General features: G+C 47.9%; 22 protein-coding genes. 4 read left to right on the forward strand and 18 right to left on the reverse strand.

Translation table 11 applies throughout. The features are described 5' to 3' along the window. Positions 1–891 precede the first annotated feature (891 nt). From thrS to FC26_RS04470, 5 genes are all read right to left on the reverse strand, one after another. On the reverse strand, positions 892–2,697 hold the full coding sequence (thrS, locus tag FC26_RS04450; RefSeq protein ID WP_057778167.1) for a threonine--tRNA ligase: 1,806 nt from the start codon (positions 2,695–2,697) through the stop codon (positions 892–894). Positions 2,698–3,120: 423 nt separating this feature from the next. Further along, positions 3,121–3,315: a hypothetical protein gene (locus FC26_RS04455; RefSeq protein ID WP_057778169.1), complete on the reverse strand. Its 195-nt coding sequence runs from the start codon at positions 3,313–3,315 to the stop codon at positions 3,121–3,123. A gap of 127 nt (positions 3,316–3,442) precedes the next feature. Then, positions 3,443–4,051, reverse strand: a complete 609-nt coding sequence (locus FC26_RS04460; RefSeq protein WP_057778171.1) for a sugar O-acetyltransferase — start codon at positions 4,049–4,051, stop codon at positions 3,443–3,445. A 288-nt stretch (positions 4,052–4,339) separates the two neighbouring features. After that, the gene (gene asd / locus FC26_RS04465; RefSeq protein ID WP_057778173.1) at positions 4,340–5,431 is read right to left on the reverse strand and encodes an aspartate-semialdehyde dehydrogenase; all 1,092 of its coding nucleotides are present in this window, start codon (positions 5,429–5,431) and stop codon (positions 4,340–4,342) included. A 116-nt stretch (positions 5,432–5,547) separates the two neighbouring features. After that, positions 5,548–6,846: an amino acid permease gene (locus FC26_RS04470; RefSeq protein WP_420835219.1), complete on the reverse strand. Its 1,299-nt coding sequence runs from the start codon at positions 6,844–6,846 to the stop codon at positions 5,548–5,550. Between the two features lie 705 nt (positions 6,847–7,551). Between FC26_RS04470 and FC26_RS04480 the strand changes: the two genes are divergently transcribed. Next, positions 7,552–8,400, forward strand: coding sequence for an oxidoreductase (locus FC26_RS04480; protein ID WP_057778178.1), 849 nt, complete (start codon positions 7,552–7,554; stop codon positions 8,398–8,400). Positions 8,401–8,405: 5 nt separating this feature from the next. On the opposite strand, the gene FC26_RS04485 is transcribed toward FC26_RS04480, so the two are convergent. From FC26_RS04485 to FC26_RS04545, 13 genes are all read right to left on the reverse strand, one after another. Further along, the gene (locus FC26_RS04485; RefSeq protein ID WP_057778181.1) at positions 8,406–8,732 is read right to left on the reverse strand and encodes a heavy metal-binding domain-containing protein; all 327 of its coding nucleotides are present in this window, start codon (positions 8,730–8,732) and stop codon (positions 8,406–8,408) included. A gap of 123 nt (positions 8,733–8,855) precedes the next feature. Beyond that, positions 8,856–9,482, reverse strand: a complete 627-nt coding sequence (locus tag FC26_RS04490) for a hypothetical protein (RefSeq protein WP_057778183.1) — start codon at positions 9,480–9,482, stop codon at positions 8,856–8,858. A 22-nt stretch (positions 9,483–9,504) separates the two neighbouring features. After that, on the reverse strand, positions 9,505–10,359 hold the full coding sequence (locus FC26_RS04495; RefSeq protein WP_057778269.1) for an alpha/beta hydrolase: 855 nt from the start codon (positions 10,357–10,359) through the stop codon (positions 9,505–9,507). Continuing rightward, positions 10,340–11,563: a hypothetical protein gene (locus tag FC26_RS04500; protein WP_157061045.1), complete on the reverse strand. Its 1,224-nt coding sequence runs from the start codon at positions 11,561–11,563 to the stop codon at positions 10,340–10,342. Before FC26_RS04500 ends, FC26_RS04495 begins: the two co-directional genes overlap by 20 nt. Positions 11,564–11,596: 33 nt before the next feature. After that, positions 11,597–12,712, reverse strand: coding sequence for a serine hydrolase domain-containing protein (locus tag FC26_RS04505; protein ID WP_057778187.1), 1,116 nt, complete (start codon positions 12,710–12,712; stop codon positions 11,597–11,599). A 12-nt stretch (positions 12,713–12,724) separates the two neighbouring features. Beyond that, the gene (gene dltD / locus FC26_RS04510) at positions 12,725–13,978 is read right to left on the reverse strand and encodes a D-alanyl-lipoteichoic acid biosynthesis protein DltD (RefSeq protein ID WP_057778189.1); all 1,254 of its coding nucleotides are present in this window, start codon (positions 13,976–13,978) and stop codon (positions 12,725–12,727) included. Beyond that, a complete protein-coding gene (gene dltC / locus FC26_RS04515) occupies positions 13,975–14,208 on the reverse strand; it encodes a D-alanine--poly(phosphoribitol) ligase subunit DltC (RefSeq protein ID WP_057778191.1) in 234 nt (77 codons plus the stop codon). The genes dltD and dltC overlap by 4 nt, the downstream gene beginning before the upstream one ends. 60 nt (positions 14,209–14,268) lie before the next feature. After that, positions 14,269–15,480 carry a D-alanyl-lipoteichoic acid biosynthesis protein DltB gene (gene dltB / locus FC26_RS04520; RefSeq protein WP_057778193.1) on the reverse strand — a complete coding sequence of 404 codons (1,212 nt, stop codon included), beginning with the start codon at positions 15,478–15,480 and terminating at the stop codon, positions 14,269–14,271. Continuing rightward, the gene (gene dltA / locus FC26_RS04525) at positions 15,473–16,984 is read right to left on the reverse strand and encodes a D-alanine--poly(phosphoribitol) ligase subunit DltA (protein ID WP_057778195.1); all 1,512 of its coding nucleotides are present in this window, start codon (positions 16,982–16,984) and stop codon (positions 15,473–15,475) included. Before dltA ends, dltB begins: the two co-directional genes overlap by 8 nt. 16 nt (positions 16,985–17,000) lie before the next feature. Further along, the gene (locus tag FC26_RS04530; RefSeq protein WP_157061050.1) at positions 17,001–17,129 is read right to left on the reverse strand and encodes a teichoic acid D-Ala incorporation-associated protein DltX; all 129 of its coding nucleotides are present in this window, start codon (positions 17,127–17,129) and stop codon (positions 17,001–17,003) included. A 152-nt stretch (positions 17,130–17,281) separates the two neighbouring features. Beyond that, entirely contained in the window at positions 17,282–18,697 is a 1,416-nt protein-coding gene (locus FC26_RS04535) for a sensor histidine kinase (RefSeq protein WP_057778199.1), read from the reverse strand. Beyond that, a complete protein-coding gene (locus FC26_RS04540; protein WP_057778201.1) occupies positions 18,687–19,379 on the reverse strand; it encodes a response regulator transcription factor in 693 nt (230 codons plus the stop codon). Before FC26_RS04540 ends, FC26_RS04535 begins: the two co-directional genes overlap by 11 nt. 171 nt (positions 19,380–19,550) lie before the next feature. After that, positions 19,551–19,793, reverse strand: a complete 243-nt coding sequence (locus FC26_RS04545; protein ID WP_057778202.1) for a hypothetical protein — start codon at positions 19,791–19,793, stop codon at positions 19,551–19,553. A gap of 277 nt (positions 19,794–20,070) precedes the next feature. On the opposite strand from FC26_RS04545, the gene FC26_RS04550 reads away from it, so the two are divergent. The 3 genes from FC26_RS04550 to FC26_RS04560 all read left to right on the forward strand — a co-directional run bounded on the left by FC26_RS04550 (position 20,071) and on the right by FC26_RS04560 (position 23,672). After that, positions 20,071–21,195, forward strand: coding sequence for a glycoside hydrolase family 3 N-terminal domain-containing protein (locus tag FC26_RS04550; RefSeq protein WP_057778204.1), 1,125 nt, complete (start codon positions 20,071–20,073; stop codon positions 21,193–21,195). 99 nt (positions 21,196–21,294) lie between these two features. Next, a complete protein-coding gene (locus FC26_RS04555) occupies positions 21,295–22,260 on the forward strand; it encodes a DUF6574 domain-containing protein (protein WP_057778206.1) in 966 nt (321 codons plus the stop codon). Between the two features lie 14 nt (positions 22,261–22,274). Next, a complete protein-coding gene (locus tag FC26_RS04560) occupies positions 22,275–23,672 on the forward strand; it encodes a zinc ribbon domain-containing protein (protein WP_057778208.1) in 1,398 nt (465 codons plus the stop codon). Positions 23,673–24,027 lie beyond the last annotated feature (355 nt).

The raw sequence follows: 24,027 nt of genomic DNA on the forward strand, positions 1-24,027 counted from the left end.
TCAAAATTCGAGGTGATGGCTCAATTAATTTTGCCGGTCTGTTATTGGGTGCTTACATTACGTGCTTACCAAAAAGAACACAAAAAAAAGATCGAGGGCCTTCTCTAACCTCGATCTTCTTTGATTAACAACAGGAAGGTGACGTGCAACTGCCTAATTGTTTACTTACATTTAAATCTATTGGTCTCGCCTCAATGGTTCTATCCATCGCCTGAAATCGGTGGATCCCGGCGCCTAACGATGGTTTTATATGGGATCTTTTGAGCAACCTACCCGATCTAGTGTTCTAAATATGGCGGTAGGTCTCAGCTTTATCGTTGGATACTTGGTACCTTGGTACTCAATTCTGTGGTTCTTAATTCTTATACGTGGTACTTGGTGTTGCGGTTCTTGGTTCACTTACATGGTTCTGTTTACTAACTGTGGTACTCTTCTTGGTGATCTTTGTTCCACCTAGTAGGCTAGTCACTACCTGCTTAACTAAATGGGTAACATCAATCTTTGGTTCTATGAGTACGGTGAAAATCTTACAAACAAACTTTAAATCTCGTGGTGCTCTAAAACTTAAAACTTGTGGTAATTTGTTACGTAATACAAGGAGTTTCTGTGTGAGAAGGTTTTGAAGCAGCTACACGTAAAACTTACCTTTCCTGTAATTGTATATTACCATGATCCCGACCCTAGATCAATGAAAGCACTTCGATTTAGTGATTAATTTTCGTATGCAAATTCAATAACTGACTTTATTATTTTAAGTAGTTCTCTTACAACCGCAAAGAGACACCGATTTGACCCATGTGCGGGTGCAGATCAGTGTCTCTTTGCGTGGTACCATGTTGAATTATTTTGTTGAGGTTATTTTTATTTCGTCAAGCTGGTCTTAGCAGGTGCCTAGCCTTCGCGTGAGTACGTTGCTAAGTCTGCCAAGATTTGATCCAAGAATTCAGCCTTGGTCTTGGTATTTTGATCCGTTTCACCGTACAGACGAACTGTTACCTTGTTGTCAGCGACTTCGTTGTCACCAACTACCAATGTGTACGGCACCTTCTTCGTTTGGGCTTCACGAATCTTGTAGCCCATCTTTTCGTTCCGGTGGTCTACCGAAGCACGGATGCCGGCTGCAGCCAATTCGTTACGTAGCTTGTCAGCGTAATCGCCATGAACGTCATCCTTAACGGGAATGATCTTCACTTGTTCTGGTGACAACCATGTTGGGAAGGCGCCCTTGTACATTTCTGTCAGGTAAGCCGTGAAACGTTCCATCGTTGACACAAGACCCCGGTGAATCATGATTGGACGATGGTCTTGGCCATCTTCACCGACGTAGTGGAGGTCAAATTGCTTAGGCAACATGAAGTCCAATTGGATCGTTGACAACGTTTCGTCGTTACCCAAAGCCGTCTTCGTTTGCACATCCAACTTAGGACCGTAGAAGGCAGCTTCGCCTTCTGCTTCGTAGTATTCCAGTCCCATGTCGTCCATGGCTTGCTTCAACATGCTCTGGGCGTTGTTCCACATTTCGTCATCGTCGAAGTACTTTTCCGTGTTCTTTGGATCACGGTAGCTCAAACGGAACGTGTAATCGTTAATGTCAAAGTCATGATAAACTTCGATCATTAACTTCAAGATACTCTTGAATTCATCCAAAATTTGGTTTGGTGCAACGAACGTGTGACCATCGTTCAAGGTCATTTCACGAACCCGTTGTAACCCTGACAGGGCGCCAGATTTTTCGTAACGGTGCATCATCCCTAATTCAGCAATCCGCAATGGCAATTCACGGTATGACCGAATGTGGTGCTTGTAAACTTGGATGTGACTTGGGCAGTTCATTGGCCGTAATTCAAGTTGTTCACCGTCCCCCATGTCCATTGGTGGGAACATGTCTTCACGGTAGTGTTGCCAGTGACCTGAAGTCTTGTAGACGTCTAGGTTCATCAAAACTGGGGTGTAAACGTGGTTGTAGCCGTTGGCAACTTCCTTGTCGATAATATAACGTTCGATTGTCCGACGAATGGTCGCCCCTTTTGGCATCCAGTAAGGAAGGCCGGCGCCAACTTTAGGATCCACGAAGAACAAGTCTAGGTCGTTTCCGATCACACGGTGATCCCGTTCCTTAGCTTCTTGCCGACGTTGTAAGTCAGCTTCGAGTTCGTCTTTCTTGAAGAAGACCGTCCCGTAAATCCGTTGCAACATTGGGTTTGATGACTTGCCTTCCCAATATGCACCGGCTACTGACAAGAGTTCATAGTTCTTCAAAACATTGGCATATGGCAAGATCGCGTTATTGGCAACGGCAATCACGTCGCCCACCTTGTAAACGGCCACTTGGCCGTCCTGGGCAGCCGCCTTGATCAATGCATTTGAGAATTGATCGTCGCTCGCCTGGGCCAAGGCATCGTCCAAGGGCACCGTGGCTAATTCAATCTTAGCATCGTCTTTGGCAAACTTCTTGATTGCAGCAGCTAAGCCTTCCAATTGGTCGGCTGAAACTTGGGCATCATCCTTGTCAGAATCAACGTAAAAGCCGTCATCAGTGGCGGCGCCGTCACCTAAACGGATGCCGGGGAATTCCTGCTTCAAAGCAGCCTTGAGTAATAGGGCTGTGGTTTGACGCAGTGCCTGTAATGCTTCTTGTGAGTCACGATCAACTTTGTTAGCTGAACCGTCTGGTGATAAAACTAGAACTTGTGCCATATGTCTCTCTCCTTTTCGATGTTGTGTTCGTCTTTCCTTCAACCGGAATAACTTGCACATAAAATAAAAAAGTCCCTAGTATCATGATTGATACTAGGGACGTCATTAACAGTTTAACGTGGTTCCACCCATCTTCGCGAAACGGGTGCGATTAGTCGCAGAAAGTTTCGCCTCTAATGGTCTGGTAACGGGAACCGCCCGAACTTCCTTATTTCGGAAGTGGATCATCGAAGGTAGTACCGACTAGGTTGCCTCATAACTAAGATCTCAGCCTATGTCTTAGTTTCTCTGACGGGTTTGCTAGTCGACTCGTCCTTCAATCCAAAATGAATTATAGCACGGCGCTGTAAAAACGCAAGAGCTTTATCGAATCATGAGCCTCACATTTCCACACACGATACCCGAAATCCAAGCCCCAACAGCCTACACAAAGTAGGTTTTCCAAAAGTATATCAGGCTTAAGATCGTCACGATTACGAGCAACAATCCAGAGCCGCGAAACCATTTCGGATGTTGCCGATTAATCCCGTACGCCAACAACATCAGGCCCCAAACGGCAATCACGCCCTTGTCCATTGCTGATAGTGCTGTCAGCCAAGCTACCAATTGATTGTTCATGCGCTCGATCTCCTTTCGCAGTGGCAACCGTATAGTGCCGGCTTCCCACAGGTATACCTCTAGTATACGAAATGCGATCAGTAAATGCACTAGCTTCGCGAGTTGTTTCACTCACAACGCCGCAGCGTTATAGCGTATCGTCAGCCGTAATTTCCCGTACTACCCGGCACGGGTTACCGACAGCCAGTGAATTGGCAGGTATATCGCGGGTCACCACACTCCCCGCACCGATGACACAGCCGGCCCCAATCGTCACACCACCAATAATCGTGACGTTGCCCGCAATCCAACAGTTATTGCCAATTGTGATCGGCGTCGCGTGCTCATAGCTATAATCCACGCCGTCACGATCCTTAGTCTTCATGTTGCGCTGCTGATACCGCAGGGGATGCAAAGCCGTGAACAACGATACGTTTGGCCCGCACATCACGTTATCGCCAATCGTAATGGGGGCTTCATCCAACACCGTGAAGTTAAAGTTCGCGTAGAAATTATCACCGACCGTTGTGTACTGACCGTAATCAAACTGGATCGGTCCTTGCAGGTACGTGCCACTACCGTGATGGGGCATCAACTGATCCACAATGGTCTGCCGCGCCGCCTCATCGGTTTCTAGCAACTGGTTATATTGCGCGCATAGCTGGTGCGCCACGCCCCGGCGGATTACCAGCTCATCGGCCATGGAATTATACATTTCTCCGGCCAGCATTTTTTGTTCATCGGTTTGGTTCGTCATCGTTTAACTCCCCCTCTGTGGTTTGACACTATTATAGCGAAGATCGCAGTCGGGGATAAGGCAGGTTTCTTACCGGTTTTTGTGGTTTTATACGCTTATTTTTTATCTGTATTCAAAAAAGTAGCAAGTCATATTTGTGCTTGACTCACTACTTACAAATTATTTGATTAAGTTGGGTTCTGTGAGACAGAAGCCTGCGCTTAACCCAATAATTGTAACCATCCCCAAACCCGGGATCATCACAATTATCACGTTAATGCTCAACTTCTAACCGTCTCACGCCACACCCTATTTGGCTGCAATATATCCTTGGGCCTTCAATAGTTCGGCACACAAGATTGCGCCACCAGCGGCCCCACGTGAAGTGTTGTGTGACAAACCGACAAACTTCCAGTCGAAAATTTTATCTGGACGCAAGCGACCAATCGAAATGCCCATGCCGTTTTCATAGTTCACATCATAGCGCACTTGTGGCCGGTCGTCTTCCGTCATGTATTGGATGAATTGCTTAGGTGCACTTGGCAATTCAAGCTCTTGTGGCACACCACGATAGCTTTCCAAAGCCTCAATCAGGTCTTCCTTGGTTGGGTTTTGCTTGAAGTTCACGAAGGCGGCTGCCGTGTGACCGTACAGCACAGGAACCCGCAAGCATTGGCTCGTAATGGCGGGCGTTTCAGCCGACACAATTTGCTTCTTTTCATCGTCGACATGACCCCAAATCTTAAGGGGTTCGTCTTCTGACTTCGCTTCTTCACCAGCGATATAGGGAATGACGTTGCCAATAATTTCAGGCGCATCCTCTAACGTCTTGCCGGCACCAGAAATTGCTTGGTAAGTCGTCGCAATCACTTGGGTTGGTTCGAACTTCTTCCAAGCAGATAGTGCAGGGGTGTAGCTTTGGATCGAACAGTTCGGCTTTACCGCGATAAACCCGCGCTTAGTGCCCAACCGTTCCCGTTGATATTTGATCACATCTGAATGATCTGGGTTGATTTCTGGCACGATCATTGGCACATCTGGTGTCCAACGGTGCGCGCTGTTATTTGAAACCACGGGTGTCTCAGTTTTTGCATATTCTTCTTCAATCACCCGAATTTCGTCTTTCGACATGCTGACAGCGGAAAAGACGAAGTCCACCTGTGACGTCACAGCTTCGATGTCTTTAACATCTAAAACCGTTAAATCTTTGACACCGGCCGGAATTGGATCTTGCATCTTCCAACGTCCCGCAATGGATTCTTCATAGGTCTGGCCGGCACTATGCGCACTGGCAGCAACAACCTTCACTTCAAACCACGGATGGTTTGCTAACAACGTCACGTAACGCTGGCCAACCATTCCCGTAGCACCAATCACACCAACTCTTAACTTTTCACCCATATCTCTAACCTCACTTTTAGTCGTTACATCCGCTTTAGTATAGTAAATTTTGATGAAAAATCAATTAAAAAATCTTAATAATTTTCACAAAAATTCATGTAAACCGTTTTCTTTCGCTATTCAGCGCGGTTTCGGTGAATCACCGAATAGGCCACGAATAACGCCACAAACCAGATTACTGAAAGTGCGAGCGGAATGCGTTGTTCAGGATCTAATAATAGAAAGATTAACACGGCACCGAAGAAAATCAAGCTTAGATAATCGGTCACCGGATATCCGGGCATTGAAAACGCCTTAATCCCTTGGGGATGGGCCTGTCGAAACTTGATGTGACACCAGATCATGATCAACCACACGAACACAAAGTTAATCGTTGACACCCCTGAAATCATATTGAAGATGCCGGAAGGCATGAGGTAATTCAAAATAACAACGACAAACAAAATGGCAGATGAGAAATGTAAGGCCGTATTAGGAACCATATGGCGGCTAAGCTTGGTAAAGCTTTGCATGGCGTTCCCACCACTTGCCAGCGCGTGCAGCGTCCGGCTCGTACTAAAGATCGCACTATTGGTGGCCGACATCGCCGCCGTTAACACGACAAAGTTTAAAATGGCCGCGGCACTGGTAATCCCAATTCCGGAAAAGACCTGCACAAACGGACTGGACGTCGTTGTAATGCGGTTCCACGGTGCCACACACATGATGGCAATCATTGACCCAATATAGAACAACCCAATCCGGATGGGCAAACTGTTGATTGCGCGCGGTAAATCTCGTTCGGGGTCCTTCGTTTCACCGGCCGTCAATCCGACCATTTCAATTCCGACGAAGGCAAAAACTACCATTTGGAACGACATCAAGAAGCCAATCGGCCCCGTTGGGAAAATGCCCCCATGAGAAACTAAGTTGCTAAACGAAGCCGTGGTATTCCCTGAATGATAATGAAAAATGGTCATCCCCAGCCCCACGACGATCAACGCGATGATCGCAGCCACCTTGATCATTGAAAACCAAGATTCGAATTCCCCGAACATTCCGACGTTAATCAGGTTCACCATCAATAGTAAAATAATGATTACTAGCGGGCCAACCCACTGTGGCAAATGTGGGAACCAGTACTTCAGGTAGATCCCAGTGGCCGTCAAATCCGCCATTGCCAGACTGAGCCAGCAAGACCAGTACGTCCAACCGGCCACAAATTCCATGCGATCCCCCAGATACTGCTTAACGAAATCTAAGAATGAGTGTTTGCTAATGTCAGACAGCAGCAATTCACCGACGGCACGCATCATAAAGAAACAAAAGATACCGACAATGAGGTACGATAAAATGATCGACGGACCGGCTTTACGAATCGCACTCCCTGATCCTAAAAACAGACCCGTGCCGATGGCACCACCGATGGCAATCATTTGGATATGCCGACTCTGCAATGATCGTGATAACTTTCGATTTTCGTCCACTGTTTTTCCTCCTACTATCGTTCTGCCAATGACTGATACTTGAAATATAATTGCGATTACTGTTTTGATTTTGCTTGGGGCGTTAACTGAGAGTTGGCGGTTGCTGGTTTGGCTGAAACGTGCTCAGCAACACAGACGCCTAGCATATAAAGCCTAATCACCACCATGCTTGAAACCCACAACCATAATGGTGATTAGGCTTTATATGACGGCGTCTACCCGTGTTGCTTCGCACTCTAACCAAATAAAAAAGTCCCCAGTACGCACACATGTCGTACCAGGGACGCTAATTTCTTTTTAACGCGGTTCCACCCAAGCTTTACAGCCCGCTTCGCGAACTGCCTCTTGTGGTCGATATTGGGACCACCCATCTTACTGCCATTTTCCCGGTTGCTAGCTCTCAGCCTCGCCAGCATCTCTGTCTTCCGTCTCTCGAGATTAATGCTATTATACAAATCCTCACATAAATGTCAATACGACACCTAGCCGTAACTCAAAGTTATCCATCACTTTGAAACCGGTCTAATGTCACTACTACCAGTCCTTACAGCGATTATCCAAACATTTTAAAAAAATTCGAATTGTCGTTCGTTTTTTGCTGTTTTCGGAGAAAGTGTTACACTATCTTCATCTATCAAAAAGGACGTGATCCGCTTGCCCCAACCTAAAGTATGGCTTATTACAGGAACCTCGACCGGCTTCGGTCGTCAACTCGTTGAAGCTCTCCGTGCAACCGATGCTAAAATCGTTGCCACTGCTCGAAATATTGAGAAAATCGCCGACTGGACCGGTGAGAAAAACATGCTCACCCTCCAATTAGATGTCACCAATCAGACACAAATTGATGCCGCCATTCAAGCCACCAAAGCGGAATTTGGCCGCATCGACGTCCTCGTCAACAACGCCGGCTGGGGCTACTTTGGCTCCGTCGAAGAAGGCGAAATTGACGTGGCCCGCCAACTAATGGAAACTAATTTCTGGGGTCTAGCTAATATGACCCGAGCCGTACTTCCAACCATGCGGGCACAAAAATCCGGGCAAATCTTTAACTTGTCCTCCATTGCTGGCTTAGTTAGCGGGGCCGGTCTTGGCTACTACAACGCCACTAAACATGCGGTAGAAGGTCTCACCAAGGCGCTCTACCAAGAAGTCACCCCACTAGGAATTCACGTCACCAACGTGGAACCCGGCCCATTTCGGACGGATTGGGCGGGTCGTTCCCACCGCTCGGCACCGATGAACATTGCCGACTATGAGGCTACCGCCCACAAAACCACCAAGAACGTCGAAGGCTTCTCGGGGACTCAAGACGGCTCGCCCGCCCTTGTCGCCCAAGCGATCATCAAGATCAGCAATAGCACTAAACCACCACTGCACTTTCTGGCGGGCACCAACGCATATAACCGAGCTCACGAAGAACTCGAACAGGAAGCCATCGAATTTGATACCTGGGCCGATGACTCCACCCACCTGTACTACGGCGATGAGCACTACTGGCAATAATGCGACTAATCGCTAATCGTCACGGCGGTCCCAATCACCAGTACCGTGTCGCCCACTTGTGAAGCTGTTTCAGAGACGCTCACGCCGACAATGGCGTTGGCGCCTTTTTCTTTGGCGTCCGCCATCAGCCGTGTCATCGCCATGTCGAAATAATGCTTCTTCATGTCAGAATACAGCACCAGTTCACCACCCATCAACGATTTTAGTGATTGTTTGATCTCGGCCTTAATGCCCTTATCAAAGCTCCGCGAATAGGTAATATTCCCGCTAGCAATACCGTGATAGGCCGTAATTTGTTTACCGGCAATTGCCGCATTTGTCGTTACAATCATGTGAGTGCCCTCCAGCAATCGTATCGTGTCAGCTAACACAATCATGTTAGCTTTTGTTTCTAGTTTACCCATCCCCAGCATAAAAGCCCAGCAAAAATTTGCTGGGCTTTTTTCTGTCCTTCATTATACGGTGCGCCGCTGCTTGACGATCCAAACGTAGCCCCACTCACTGGCTTGAATCCAAAAGTAACAAAACACTACGCCACCAAGCTCGCCGATCAGCGAACTTTGCGTCTGTGAAAGTTCCACCAGCCCCGTCACCAACACGAGGAGCAGTAAGCAAGCGTTCATCAACCGCCCACCGCGGTGCTGCGTGACCCGCTCTACTAGGTAAACCAAGTATACAAACAGGCTCACCGTAAACAGATGGGGCGCCGGAAAACTAATGGTCTGTGGCACCGTTTGCGTACTCATAATGCCCGTGCCGTCAACGCCAAGCTGAATCAGCCAACACATCATCTGCCCGATACCGGCCGTCAGGACTAGCCACAGTGCCAGTCCACGCTCGTGGTGGATCATCAGCACGCCCACTAGCAGGAGAAATCCGAGTTCCACCACCGGCCAGCGACTAAGCATTAAAATTAAGCGGCCAAACGCACTCCGATGGGTAAAATAGTGATCTGTGAGCCGTGTTACGGTTTCATTAAAGCGCTGTGCCAATTGGGCATGCGTCGAAATTAAATTGCCGAGGACGATAAACATCATCCCCGATATCATCACGTATAGTGATCGTGATTTTTGCGTATTCATTTTGACCATTTCCTCGAAGTCGTCACTTAATTCTCGGCAACAATTTATTTTGTCGTTTAACCGTGTCCGAAATATTTTCGTGCAAGACATACTGATTAATCAGGTTGATGATCTGCCGGTTCTGTGGGAGTTGATGATGGTTCGTCGCCACCCCCGTCACCACAATTTCCGTGTAACTCGCCACCTGATTTTGGAAGACGTACTTCCCGCTATCGACGCTCATAAACGGTACGGTACCATCGCCACTATAATTTTGCGTCCCCGCAATTGAATACACCTTTAGCGTGGTTGGCAGCTGCTTGCGCTCGCGGATCAAATCCTTGAGCATTTGTGTTTTCTTCGCGGTCCGTCGTTCCAAATTGTAGGGCGACGCAATCGTTAACAGCCGTTCAGCCGTCACATGCGCGGGTAAATAACGCTCCAGAAACAGCGTCAACACGATGCCCCCGTTCGAATGGCCCACCGCGCTAAAGTGGTTGAAGTGGTACAGCTTCATCAATGCCCGAAACGCAATACTGAACCAGCGTGCCTGCTGCTTGATATTGGCATACCCGTCCCGATTATTACTAAACGCCACGACGATAAACGGGTGACGATCCCCCTTACGAATTCGGCCCGTGTAGGTGAGATGGTCATCTTTACCGACCTTAACCTTCAGGACACTATGGGGTTGCCGCCCCCGGTTTAACCGGCGAATGAGGGGGTCAAACCGATTTTGGCTCGCCGAACTTCCCGGCACCAAAAATACTGGAGCAATGGTCGACGGCACCTCATGACGCAACGTTTTAACCTGCCGTTTTTGCCACACAGCACCAAACGTTGCCAAACAAATGACGACCGCCACCGATCCGGTCCATTTAGCCCATCGTTTCATCATGCTCATTTTTATCCTCCAATTGTTGCACGGCCAATTTTACAAACGGCCAGTAAATCGCCACCGCGACCACCACGGTTAGACACCCGACAAAGAGGGCCACCAAGTTGCCGTTGGTTGCGAGAAACCCCCGCAAAAAGCCCGGTGTCGTGGCGGGAACCGGATAAACGCTCGGTGGCAACCACCGCACCGTCGTCAAGCCGATCGGTATTAAGCAGGCGACCACACTACTAGTCACAAACGGAACGACCATAATTGGATTCAACATGATGGGCAACGTGAGGGTGAGCGGGGCACCGACGTTAAATAGTGCCGGCCACTTCGACGCCCGTGCTGGTGATTGTGCCTGATGCCGCGTAAGTAGCCACACGGCTAAAACGGCCGCTAAGAGCATGCCAGGTCCGCCCGTGTTCGCATACGTCGTCGCAATCGCATGGAGATTAATCGGCCACGGAACCCGAGTTAAGTGATGCGTTGTTAGTGCGTAGCTCAAATTCTGGTGAACCGCTACGCTTCCCCCATTATAGTTGCCGGCCCCGATTGTGCCGGTCATTCCGATTAGATTTAAGAAACAATTTACCATCACGCACACCACGATCCAAAGCGGCGCATGGCGACCCAAAATTGGCCATAGGGCCCCGTACAAATCACCCCGCGACCAATCCGGCACCAGCAACACCCAGAGAATTGTGCCGCCAAAGACCAGCCCCACTTCTCCCAGCAGTAATGCGGTGGCGTAACGGCCCCACCGGTTAAACAGCCAGCTGGTGATCAATCCGAGAATAATGGCACCCCCAAAACTGGGCAGTACCTGCCCCTCCAAGTTGAGAAACCGTGGTAGTTGCAAGACATCGACGTCGAGCATGACCGGTTCGGTAAACCGGAGAAGCACTAACGCCACAATTGCACTACTACAGGCCGGCACCCGAAACTGCGGGCGGACGAGGCGGGCAGTAAAGAGCCCGGCAAATCCCAGCAGTACCGCTAAATTCAGCAAAAAGCTCAGTTGCGCAATAAACGGTGCCAGTAGTTTAAGAAGCGGGATCGTCGTTGAAAGACTGAAAATTTGGTTCAAAAAACCATGTTTGGCAAAGATGGTCAGGTTCACCGTGGCCAGTCCCGCGGCCCCGTATAGTAATGTCTGCAGCTGGCGTAACGCCGCGTATAGTTGTTGAACCGTTCGGTGGGCCAGCCACCAACGATTCACCGTCATCACCCAATGCACAAGGTCACCTAGTTTCTAAGTTATTGACGCCAACGCGTTAAAGGCGTCAGCAATTTTCTTGATTCCCATTCCGGGAATTTGATAGTTACTGAGCAAAATGACCGCATTTTGCCCATTAGCACTGATGCGTAAAGTCCCTTCGAATCCATAACCAGCTCCATTTACGGATCGTAACCGGTCATTAATATAGAAGCCGGCCCCGTACGTGCTTGGTGATCCTGATCGGTACAACTGATGAACAGCTGATAAGGAGATAAGTTGGCCCCGTAAAATCGCCCGGGTCATCCGGTATAGATCTCCGGTACTCATATATAACTGCCCCGTTCCGAGTTCATCGTGCTCCCACGCCAGTTGGCGACCGGCAGGATGATCGTACGTGTTCAGTGCCGTCTGCACCCCCGTACTGTTATACCCCATAGCGGCTAATTGCTGGGACGCCACATTATAGGCAAAAACGGTGTGCTTCAAATGAAGGCGCGCGATCACCCGTTGCTGAACCAACGTCTGATATCGTTGGCCACTCGTTTGTTCCAAAATCCCCGCCAGTAAATTAAAATTCACCGGTTGATAGTTCCACTTGCCATGCATCGCGGGATTAAACCTTACCCGGTGCAGATCACTGGCGATAATTCGCCGATCACTCATCACCGTCGTCGGTCCGACCGCCCCCGTCATTGATAGTCCCGACGTCATATCCAACATTTGGCGGATCGTAATGTGGCGCGCTCCGGGAGCCGTGGGATAAAACCGACTGAGGCAGTCGTTTAGAGACACCTTCCCGGCGGTCACTTGCTGCATCAGTAGCGCTGCCGTGATCATCTTTTGAATCGAATCGATTTCATACATCGTCTGCCGCCGATTTGGCACTTGGGCGCCATTATCGGCCATCCCCCGTGCAACCGTCATCACCTCACGACCGTGCCGAAAAATACTGCACGTTCCCGAAAAATGGGTCTCAGAAAGGACTCGCGTGACTTGCTTTTGCTGCGGTGCCGCGAGCTGGGGTGTCACCGTTGTCGTCTGATGAACCGTCTTTGTGCGGGTACGGTCAGCACGACGAACACCCACGGCAAGCGCCGCTACTAACATAAGTAGCGGCACCAACGTCCATTTTAATAATCGTTTATTCATTTTCTTTTCCGCCTACTTGTTCTGTGATAACTGCCATGTTCGACTGAAAAAGCGGTTTTGTATCCGATAGTGTGCTGCTGGTTGCTTGCGTGATAGGAAGGGCTTCACTTGCTGATCCATCTTTAGCCAGCCCCGCCAGCCGAGATGAATCGTATCTTCCATGAAGTACTTCTGCCCACCATCATGGGTGAGATCGACAATGTGAGTAAAGCCTTGCGATTGCAGCTGCGTTTTAATTTTATGATCCGTTTGCGCGTACATTTTGTCAGATAAGCCGGTATACTTGGCCCACTTATGATTCACTGGTGGAATCACCACCATGACTTGCACGTGATACTTAGCAAACTGGCTGAGTAATAGTTCCATATCCGAATACTCCGGCGATTGCGTGTAGTTAAAGTTCCGTTCCGCCTGTCGGAGGTTCTGAACATTGTGCCCACGCAACCGTAAATTATAAAACGAATCTTTAACGCCGAACCGGTTATTGCCAGTAGCCTGTGCCCCTAGCCGGTTGGCAACCTTCGTTAACTGGGCCGTCGAATCATGGGCGGGTAATTGCCGTTCCGCCTGCTGAATATGCCGGAGCCGGCGACCGGAAACTAACCGGGAATATAAATCATCGGCGTTCACCAGCAATTTTTCCTTGGTCGTCAAGTACGTCCGTTGCCCTGAAGTAATGGCTTTCCCCGCCGCCACGTTGGTAATGGCAGCCTTCATGATTCGATCACTGCTGGCCGATGGCATTGTCAGTAACCGCTGGGCCGCGTAACGGGTAGCCACGCTGTCATGAGCGTGCGTCAACCAATGAATTGTTTCCAGCGGAGAATAGTAATAGTCAAAGGCGGTCGGCATCTGCCCCTGTTTGGTAAACCACTGCGGTGAAACAATGAACACCACCTTGCGATTCTTGAGATGGCGCATCACACCACTCAGCGCGAAATAGTGCACCAGCGACTGGGTCCCCGGCTTTCCCAGCAAAAAAGGCTGGTAAGACCGGTGGTACTTCGTCGCGAGAACGCTCGGATGCAGCGGATCCATCCGGGAGAGCTCAGATGAGCCAATAAACGGAACGTAGCCGTCATCAATGGCCTGAGATTTAATTTTGTTACCCTTAAACACGTTGGTCGATAGGGAAACGGCCGCCTTTTGTTCGGTCTGCTTACTGACGTTCCCGAACCCCTGCGGCACGATAAACACCACTGCCACAAGGGCGACGGCCACGATGACCGGTCCAATAATCTGCCAAATGGTTTTATGCGCGTTCATTGCATTGAAGCCACCTTCTCAATAATTTTGTTGGGCGTATTCCATTGATTACGATCGAATTCGGAGATCGGCACATCGATGCCGCATTGGTCCTGCAGTTCTAGTAACATTTCGACGGTCGCCATTGAGTCGACTAAGCCCGAGTCAAAGATATTTTGGTCCAAATCATCACTGACGTCAGCACCGGTAATATCTTGTAAAATTGCAATAATTGTTTGTTTTGTATCCATGTTAAACGACTCCCTTTTTATATTAAATTCTAAGTTGCAGCTTATCTGCGTCCGCCGACACTACTTAAACCACAGGACGTTCAAAAATCCTGAGAAAATCAAGAAACTAAAGCAGACGATATTAAACGTGGTAAAAATGGCTAGGCCCTCCGTCCAGCGATTATGTGGTAAGCCCTGGTGACGTTTCTTAAAGCGTAGCCAGTAATCGTTGATGATAATGGCACTGGCATGAAACAGACCGTACACGATGTAAAACCACGTTACCCCATGCCAGAACCCCATGATCAAGAAGTTCACTAGGTAAGCGCATTGCGAAATCCGTACCCGATTCTTGACTAATTTATGCTTCATTAAGAAAAACGTGAACCGCATGAAAATGAAGTCGCGGAACCAAAACGATAGCGTCATATGCCAACGATTCCAAAAATCTTTAATGTTGTGTGCCGCAAATGGGCGGTTAAAGTTCATCGGTGTTTCGATTCCCATCAGGTAACTAATCGCGACGGCAAACAAACTGTAGCCCGCAAAGTCGAAGAACAGGTACATGCTATAGGTGTACATATACCCCAGCAACGGCAGCGATAAGCCGGTATGGAAGAAGGCTGCCCGTTGTAACAGGGCCGCATGCGCGACCTCCGGTAATAGCAACTTGCCAAAGATGTACCCGAGCACGAACTTATATAAAAATCCTAAAAAGAGGTAAAAGACCGCCTTATTTAGTAATTGAAGGTATTTTGCGCGCTCCGGTGCCGTGCGATAGTCCTTTTCGAAGCGGCGGTACCGATCAATCGGGCCAGACGAAATCGTTGGGAAGAAGAGCAAAAAGCGCAGAAACGGAAGCGGCTGAAAGGCCTTAATCGTGCCGTCACGAAGCTCCATCACCATCTGGACGGCTTTGAACGTCAGGTAACTAATACCGAGAAATCCGAGTAAGGATTGGCTCCCTACCTGAATCGCCGGCGTCACCTTCACAACGACCAAGGGCACAATTGCGACCACGACCGCAGCCACAAAGACACTTGTCTGATTATTGCGACGACGGTAACGGGCATAGCCCCCGACAATCAACAGTTGGTAGAGGACGTACCCGATTAGCGCTACGCCCTGATGCCAGTGATCACCACCAAACGTCAGCACGATGAACACCAGTGAAAAGAGCGTTTCGTAGGCCACGAAGCGTTTACCGTGATACAGTCCCACGATAATTGGTAATAAACAGAGCCCAATGATGATAAAGTAGCTCGGCGACGCGTATGGTTGTAAATTAACCATTCGGGTTGACCTCCTTGATCAGGGCCTTGATGTCGACCTTGCCATTCATATTCAACGGTAGCTGATCACGGTACACAAACTGCTGTGGCATCATGTACGGCATCAGTTCCGTTTGTAAGGCCCGCTTAATGGTTTCGGTCAGCGTCGCATTGGTCTGCGCCAGATCCTGTTTGGTCTTCGTCACGACATAGGCAATCAGCGCTGCCACCTTATGCTCGTGATTATACTTCGGCACAATCACACCCTGATGAACTTGGGGTTGCTTGTTGAGGTAATGGTTCATTTCTTCTAATTCGATTCGATAACCATGCATCTTAATTTGAAAATCCATGCGCCCACCAAAGAATAGAAGGCCGTCCGCAGTTTGAACCCCGACATCCCCAGTATGGTAGGCTGGGTACTGATCGCTGGGATCAAACGCCTGCGCAGTCTTATCCGGTGCGTTCAGGTACCCCTGCGAAACCGTGGGGCCACTGATCATGATCTCACCAGACTGATCAGCACCGGTGCTTGCTACCCACACTCGGGTATCGGCTTTCGCATACCCAATCGGTAACCGGTCGTAACGGTTCAAAATATCATCAGTGATCTCGATGGCTGTCACGGCCACCGTCGTTTCGGTTGGACCGTACGTGTTGAAGATTCGAGCCTGCGGAAACCGTTGCTTCAACCGTCGTGCCGTGCTAGCCGTGAGTTCCTCCCCGCAAAAACAGAAATGAGTCAGTTGTGGATAGTGCGCCTGATCAAAGGTTTTGGCGAGCAAGCAAATATCCGCAAACGAAGGCGTTGAGACCCAAAAATTAATTTTTAAGTTGCCTAACGCGCTGAACAGGCGCTTGAAGTCGCCGGTGGTTTCCCGGTCTAGCGCCTGAAGCTCGCCCCCGAGCAACAAGGTAGGATAAAGATCCATCACCGAAAGATCAAAGGAATAGGCCGTTTGCGATAGCCCAACCACGTGTTGTGGTAGCCCGAAATCTTGCACCATCCAGTCAACGAAGCTGCGCAGGTTGTCGTGACTGATTTGAACCCCCTTCGGCTTGCCGGTCGTCCCCGACGTAAAAATAATGTAGAAAATCTGATCCCCGTTAACCGGATGCGTCAACGAGTAGGGCACGACTTGTTGGCAAATTAGATTGAGGGCGGCTGGGGCAATCACCTGTACGCCCGGTAGTGCGATGGGTAGGGCGTTAATCGCAATCACCAATGGAGCATGCGAAATTTCTTCAATCATGGTTAACCGCTCGGCTGGTGAATGCCGATCCACCGGAATGTAGGCGTGTCCCGATTTGGCACAGGCCAGCATAGCTACGATCGTGTTAAACGTCTGATCTCCGTACACAATGATCGGTGCATGATCAGCGAGTGCCAGCCGATCGATCTGCGCGGCCAGTGCGTCTGAACGTTGTTTGAGATCCCGGTAAGTATTCGTCGTCCCCAGATTGTCATAGACGATCCGAGCGGCATTTTGTTGCGCAATGGTATCAATTTCTTGGACTAAATTCATGTTGATCCCCCATTTACTAAAATTCGTTATAGATAAATCCACTATTATTCACGCCGCTATATCCGTAGAGGTAGATCAGCGCAATTAAAACTACAAAATAAAATCCCGTTTTTAGGACAAATGGCACGATTGGATGGGTCGTCATAAGTGACCGCAATTTGTGCATCTTCCTCACCTCGTTATTCATTTCAATACCCACGACGGGACTCAAAAAGCACCCCACCGCGGTGATAATTACAGCTATTCACTATAATTACCGCCCCGATGGGGTGCCATATAAGTTTGCTAAGAATTAAATTAAAGATTTTCAGAATGGGGCTGCCGCTCAAACGTCACGATGAACCGACTTCCCTGCGGATAATTATCCAAAACCTTGATCTGACCATGGTTAAGCTCCGTCAATCGCGTCACGATCGCCAAGCCCAATCCGGTCCCTTCAATCTTTTGAGAACGCGATTTATCAGATCTAAAGAATCTATTAAAGATGAGTTGTTTTTCCTCATCTTTCACTCCGTTGCCCTGATCGGCCACCTCAAATGCGACCTGCTGCGCGGTTTGAGTAACCTTGACCGTAATGGTCGACTGACGTGGGGAATACTTATGGGCATTGCTCAGCAACGAGACCATAATCTGTTGAATACTATCTTGGTTGGCCGTTAACATGACCGGCTCTGTCGCGGCCAATACTAATGATTGCGATATGCCCGACTGATAGGCCGCACAAACATCGCGGGCCACTGCTCCGAGGTCAAACGTCTGGGTACCCAACTCAGCATTGTCCATTCGCGACAGCTGCAACAAGCTCTCCAACAAGTGCTGCATCCGCAGGGACTCCTCGTCGATGAACCGGAGCGATTCGGGAATTAATTCCGGATAGTCCGTTCCCCGCCGCCGAATGAGGTTAACGTGGCCGCGAATCACCGCTAACGGCGTCCGGAGTTCATGGGACGCGTCCGACACAAATTGCCGATCTTTCAGTGCCGTGTCGTTGATAATTTTCAACAGGTGATTAAACTCCCGCGTCAGATCGTGGACTTCCTTTGGATTATCCGCGACCGGCAACTTTTCGTGGTGCGTCAGTTCACCGGAATTGACAAGTTGACTCGTCGCGTCCGTCAGCTCCTGAAGCGGTGTGTTGAGTTTTTGGGCCAGCTTGGAAATTGATCGCAATCCAATCAAAAAGATCACGATACAGACCGCCACAATGATACCAATAATGGTCAAAAATAGCCGGACAACGCGATTTAAACTCAGCCATATTTCGTACTTCTGAATCCGATGCTCATGCTTTTTTTCGCTAAAATGGTCATGATCGACGATGTGGTAGTACAGCCCCTGTCCATTACGATACTGAATATCTTTTACAATCGGCCAACTGCGGTAGTTATCGGCCAGAAAGTCCTTCGTATTTTTAGAATAGAATCGATCCCTCACTTTTCCTTCGGACGAAACCGTGATTTGAACGAAGGTATTGTGCGTGTTGAACGCACTCGTTTCACGCCAGTAATCCCAGTCGATCTTGTCGTTAATAATTGATTTTTTGAGGGATTGCATCAGTTCGGTCCCATTATTTTTCGTGCTGACCACCAAAAACGAGCCGACTACCGTAATAATCGACACGCTCATCAGTAATGTGACTAGGACCAGCACAATGGCATACGCCCGCGTAATCTGGCTGGCGCTGGTTTTAACCCGACTTTTTTTATTCGCCATGATCGTCCCTCAGCGAATATCCAATTCCCCGCACGGTCCGGATCGCCGAACATTTGCTGGTGTCGATCTTTTTTCGAACGTACCGAATATAGACGTCCACAATATTCGGATCCCCTTCAAAATTGACACCCCAAATTAAATTCAGCAGCTCATCGCGCGTCAAAACTTGGTTAGCATGCTGCATTAAAACTAATAGTAAATTATATTCGCGTTGCGTGAGGGCGATTAGATCCCCATCTCGTTTAACCGAACGTGCCTTGGTATCAAGCACCAAATGCCCAATGCGGTAAACCCGTTCCTTTTCCACTGGCTGGCTCGTCTGCCGTCGAATGGCGACCCGAATTCGGGCTAGCAGCTCTTCGATTTCAAACGGTTTTGTAATATAATCATCCGCCCCATTATCTAAGCCGGCCACCTTATCCCCAACGTAGTCCTTGGCCGTCATCATAATGACGGGGACATCGTCAGTTTGGCGAATTTTCTTTAACACCCGCAGGCCATCAACTTTGGGCAACATCCAGTCTAACAAGACCAGATCAATATTCCCTTGGTTGGCATGGTACGTTTCAAGGGCCTCAACCCCATCTGTCGCCGTCAAAATGTCATAGTCTTCGAATTTCAATTCGACCTGCAAATACGATAGTAGTCCCGCTTCATCTTCAACCAATAAAATCGTCGCCATTTGTTGTGCCTCCCAGTGTTTTCCTGATAAACCGCCTTTCATTATTCGTGAAACATCGGTTGATTGCAACCATTAACGGCGGGTGGCCCTATTTTTTTAGCTAACCTTAACAAAAAAATAGCTTCAAGGACTAACCCGTCCCCGAAGCACAGTAACCTTAATCTTTAATCGTTAGTGCGGTTGAACCGCATTAACCTGCTCAGGCGTTTCATGACGAGCAAACTTGAGCAACTCCGCGGCGTTTGGCGCGCCGTCCATAATCTTCATGGCTTCTAACTGCCCAATAACCTCGTTCACCGCATCGACCGTCTGCAACCCGGGAACCGAAATCTCCATCATCGTTAAATGGGCGTAAAGTACCCGCCAATTTTCGGCGGTCATCGTCACTGTAATTGGGGTATCTTTTTGGATCATTGTCGTTCACTCCCTTGTGGAACTTAAAAAAGTGCGGACAAACATTGACTAAGTTTCAAACTATTACCTCTGCTCATACCCGGATTATAACGAACATCTCTATGATAGTGACAACCAAACGATTTGAAATTGGTCGAATTAATGTAAGCGTTTAATAATTCTTTGCGTTTAATTTCCAACTGAACCCAGTCGGTCGATTCACTTCAAGCCCCCTATCTACCATCAAAATATGATAGGCTTTTCTTATAGCGCTATTAAACTAAGGGAGTTAGTAAAATTGAAGAAAATTATTGGGGGATTACTCGCCTTTCTGGCTATTTTTCTAGTGTCAGGAAACATCAAAGCATCAAAAAAAGCACCACTATCTAATCATCAACTCAAAACTGCAATTACACATATGACCCTTCAGCAAAAAATTGGGCAAATGTATGTCTCACGGGTTCAAACCACCCCTAAAGATACGGTTGCAACGCTGACCAAATATCAACTTGGCGCAATTATCTTATTTGGCCCTGATTTTGAAAATCAAACAAAATCGCAGTTCAAACAACGTATCACGGGCTACCAAAAAGCGGTTCAGATACCGCTGCTTGTCAGTACAGATCAGGAAGGCGGTGACGTTTCACGCTTAAGTTCCAATCCTAAGCTAACACATCAGCGGTCCTTCCCGTCACCACAAACCACTTATCAAAAGGACGGCCTCCAAGCCACTATTAAAGAAGCAAAACAAACGGCCAAAATTCTCCACGGACTGGGCATTAACTGGAATTTCGCACCAGTTGCAGATGTCACCGATGATTCAAATAGTTTCATTTATGCGCGTACTTTAGGAACGACTTTTTCAAAAACTGCCTCCTATATTAAAAAAGTAGTCCCTGCAATTCAGCACCAGCAGGTTGCCACCTCATTGAAGCATTTTCCTGGATACGGCAGTGCTGCCGACACGCATACTGGCTTCGCTAGTACGACTCGTTCCCTGGCTGATTTTGAAGCCAATGACTTCCTAACATTCAAAGCAGGGATTCAAAGCGGGGCCGATTCAATCCTCGTTTCACACATCGTCATGACCGCTGTCGATCCTGATCTTCCCGCATCCCTTTCACCCAAGGTCCATCAATTGCTGCGTAAACAACTTAAGTTTAACGGCGTCATCGTCACCGACGATCTGGCGATGGGCGCGATTACCAAATACGCCCAGCAACATCACGTTTCACCAGACCTTCTCGCTGTCGAAGCCGGCAACGATATGATTATGAGTGACCATTACAAAACTGGCATTCCTGCAATTGCACAAGCCGTCCAAAGTGGGCAAATCTCAGAGCACCAGATCAACCAATCGGTTTATCGAATTCTGACAATGAAAAACAAACTACACTTACTTGCCAAAAATCAATTGCCGTAACAAATAACTAACAGATTAATCCGAAGCACTACAACTGATTACTTCGCTGTTATAAAATAATTAGTAACATGTCTATACATCCATTTTAGGAGGGAAAATATGATTAAAATTTGTCCAAACTGCCAAGCATCAGTCGCGCCTGATGCTAAATTTTGTACCAGTTGTGGTTACGACCTGCGTGACATTGCCCCAATCGATCCAACCGCTGCCACAACCAGTACAGCAGATTCGGTGGCCGCCGACCAACAGGGAGCGCAACCGACCAGCGAGATGCCCAACGAAACCGCACAGTCAGCAACCAATGAGACAGCCAATGATGCGTCACAACCAACAGCAACTAACGCCGCACCCCACCGAACAACAATTACCATTGATACTGCTAATTTACAGCAAGCTTCCCAAAATTATTGGCAGTGGTTAGTAGGTTCTTGGAAAACGCCATTTAGCTTCCATACAACTAGTAAGTTTGCCGGATTGATTACTTTTGCAATTGAAGCCATCTTATTTGGAATTGGAATTGGTCACTACGTTCAAGCTGCTTTCAACGCGGTTAACGGTGTCGCCAACAGTACGGCCGCCCTGTTTTCATCAACCAAATCATCCAACTACTCCGTGAGCCTCGGATTCTATGTAGCAGTTATCTTGACCGTATTTATCTGTGCCATTGCGATGTCGGGGGTTACCTACCTGATTTCGCGAGCCACGGGTAGTGTTGGTCAAAACTTTGACTTCTTAGACTTTTTAAGCGTGATCGCCCATTACAGTAATCTGATTCTTATTTTAAATATCTGCTTTGACTTGGTTGCCTTCATCAGCGCTAGTGGTTCAGGATCATTTGTTTTGCTATTTATTATTTTAAGTTTAATTCCACTAGTATGGTCTATCGCCACCATCACAGCCGTCGTCGCCGACACCGCTAAGACTGGCTTAGACCGTATCTACGGCGCAATCTTTGCTAGCATTGCCAATAGTATTATTTATGCAATTGCATTTTCACTTGTGGGATCACAAGTTATGAGCATCGTCAGAGACTTCTCTTCCTCATTCCTCGATCTTTTTAGCTAAAGGAGCTATGTAAAATGTCAGAAAATAAGTTTTGCCCCAAATGTGGTCATGCTGTCAGTCCCAACGACGAATTTTGCCCCAACTGTGGGAACCGACTTTCGGTCGCACCACAAGCAACGCCCCAACAAGCCCCAAGTCGGTTGAGTCAAGCCGCTAATACAGCTACTCAGCCGAGTGCAACCGCTCCCCACGCACCACAAAAACCACTCAATAAAAAATTGCTTTACACAATCGGTGCTATCGTTATCGTCCTACTGGGTGGCTATCTTTTCGGCCGTAACTACTACCAACCCAACAAACAGGTTAACCGCATGATTACTGCTCTAACTGATAAAAATGCCAACGCTGCTAAGTATGTCACTTCAGATGACCCCACACTAAAAGAAAAAGTAGACTCAACCACAGTGGCCCCAATGCAAAAATATTTTAGTGCAAATAAGGACAAGGCGGCCGAATTAAAGTCAGCTCTCGAAGGTAGCGGATCATACGATTCAACCTACTCTCTTGTTCAAGACGGTCATGCTTGGCTAGTCTTTCCGCGGTATAAAATATCCGTCACGGCGAGCTACGTTAATTTAACAACAAATGAAAGCAATGTTAAGTTGTATCAGGACAACCAAAAAGTAGCAACATCATCAAGTGATACTCTATCTAAGCGGGTTGGTCCCCTCTTCCCAGGAACCTATACCTTTAAAGCTTCTGGTAACGTATCTGGCCGTCACTTAACTAACAAAACCACCATTGATGTTGGCTCTGATTCCAGTGACGTTGACTTATCTCTAAAATCATTAAGTTTCACCGTTACCGGTAACCCCGGTGCTGTCGTTTACTTGAACGATAAAAAAATTGGTAAGATCAATAAGAGTGGTGAACTCAAAGTTAACAACTATTCTGAAAATGGCAACATGGAATTATACGCAACCATGAAAGTGGACGGAAAAACGGTTAAATCTGATACGATTGACGTCGAAGATCAGGTTAGTGATGACGGAAGCAGCACAATCACGCCTACATTCAGCGGTATGGTGACGGAAGATCAGGCACAAAGCCTCTTACAGTCCACCTATGATGAAACCGAAAGTGGTAGTGAAGGTTCCAGTTCGGCCGACGATTTTGTTGGTGAAGAAGACAACAGCAGCTACAACGAACTGCTAGAATTTTTCGATAGTTTTAGCGAAGACGAAAGTTGGGATGTTGAAGTGTCAGATATCACCAGTGTTGTGCCAAGCAGCAATGGTGGTGCGACCGTCTCTTACAAAGTCAAGTATACCTTCTACAAAGACGACACCAAAAAGATCCAACAATTCACCTATAAAGGCGCCAAAATTGTTCAAAAAGATGGTGACTTCCTAATCAGTACCGTTGGTAAAACGGGCAAATCGCCTGATTGGGAGAAAACCTACGACAATTAGAACGTATAATTGTTCAATATCATTGACTTAACAATTAAAATGACGTGTTATCAAGGAAGTCAATCTTCCTGATAACACGTCATTTTTGCTTTTTTCTATTATCATGGTCATTCAGCACTGATATAACCAACGCTAATCCACCATTGTCTAAGCCATCATTCTCATGCGAGTTAATTTTCTTCGCCTACCGCAATAAACTTGCCCACAAAAACAGCAAACAGAAACGATAGTACCAGGTATGAGACAATAGCGATTGTTAATTGCATCAACATCTGCCATCTCCCTTTTGTCTATTTTTGATTCTAGAATCAATATTTATTATCTAACCCTGATTATCGCTGGTAAATTTGAAGAT

Source organism: Paucilactobacillus vaccinostercus DSM 20634 (assembly GCF_001436295.1).
In the GTDB taxonomy this organism is placed as follows: domain Bacteria; phylum Bacillota; class Bacilli; order Lactobacillales; family Lactobacillaceae; genus Paucilactobacillus; species Paucilactobacillus vaccinostercus.

What these genes read in the sequence shown, in the direction of transcription:
- FC26_RS04530 (WP_157061050.1), bottom strand. Translation starts at nt 17,129, where the DNA reads ATGACGACCCATCCAATCGTGCCATTTGTCCTAAAAACGGGATTTTAT.
- dltA (WP_057778195.1), bottom strand. Translation starts at nt 16,984, where the DNA reads ATGAATTTAGTCCAAGAAATTGATACCATTGCGCAACAAAATGCCGCT.
- FC26_RS04560 (WP_057778208.1), top strand. Translation starts at nt 22,275, where the DNA reads ATGTCAGAAAATAAGTTTTGCCCCAAATGTGGTCATGCTGTCAGTCCC.
- dltD (WP_057778189.1), bottom strand. Translation starts at nt 13,978, where the DNA reads ATGAACGCGCATAAAACCATTTGGCAGATTATTGGACCGGTCATCGTG.
- dltC (WP_057778191.1), bottom strand. Translation starts at nt 14,208, where the DNA reads ATGGATACAAAACAAACAATTATTGCAATTTTACAAGATATTACCGGT.
- asd (WP_057778173.1), bottom strand. Translation starts at nt 5,431, where the DNA reads ATGGGTGAAAAGTTAAGAGTTGGTGTGATTGGTGCTACGGGAATGGTT.
- dltB (WP_057778193.1), bottom strand. Translation starts at nt 15,480, where the DNA reads ATGGTTAATTTACAACCATACGCGTCGCCGAGCTACTTTATCATCATT.
- FC26_RS04455 (WP_057778169.1), bottom strand. Translation starts at nt 3,315, where the DNA reads ATGAACAATCAATTGGTAGCTTGGCTGACAGCACTATCAGCAATGGAC.
- FC26_RS04490 (WP_057778183.1), bottom strand. Translation starts at nt 9,482, where the DNA reads ATGAATACGCAAAAATCACGATCACTATACGTGATGATATCGGGGATG.
- FC26_RS04470 (WP_420835219.1), bottom strand. Translation starts at nt 6,846, where the DNA reads ATGATTGCCATCGGTGGTGCCATCGGCACGGGTCTGTTTTTAGGATCA.
- FC26_RS04545 (WP_057778202.1), bottom strand. Translation starts at nt 19,793, where the DNA reads ATGATCCAAAAAGATACCCCAATTACAGTGACGATGACCGCCGAAAAT.
- FC26_RS04555 (WP_057778206.1), top strand. Translation starts at nt 21,295, where the DNA reads ATGATTAAAATTTGTCCAAACTGCCAAGCATCAGTCGCGCCTGATGCT.
- FC26_RS04535 (WP_057778199.1), bottom strand. Translation starts at nt 18,697, where the DNA reads ATGGCGAATAAAAAAAGTCGGGTTAAAACCAGCGCCAGCCAGATTACG.
- FC26_RS04485 (WP_057778181.1), bottom strand. Translation starts at nt 8,732, where the DNA reads ATGATTGTAACGACAAATGCGGCAATTGCCGGTAAACAAATTACGGCC.
- thrS (WP_057778167.1), bottom strand. Translation starts at nt 2,697, where the DNA reads ATGGCACAAGTTCTAGTTTTATCACCAGACGGTTCAGCTAACAAAGTT.
- FC26_RS04495 (WP_057778269.1), bottom strand. Translation starts at nt 10,359, where the DNA reads ATGATGAAACGATGGGCTAAATGGACCGGATCGGTGGCGGTCGTCATT.
- FC26_RS04505 (WP_057778187.1), bottom strand. Translation starts at nt 12,712, where the DNA reads ATGAATAAACGATTATTAAAATGGACGTTGGTGCCGCTACTTATGTTA.
- FC26_RS04460 (WP_057778171.1), bottom strand. Translation starts at nt 4,051, where the DNA reads ATGACGAACCAAACCGATGAACAAAAAATGCTGGCCGGAGAAATGTAT.
- FC26_RS04540 (WP_057778201.1), bottom strand. Translation starts at nt 19,379, where the DNA reads ATGGCGACGATTTTATTGGTTGAAGATGAAGCGGGACTACTATCGTAT.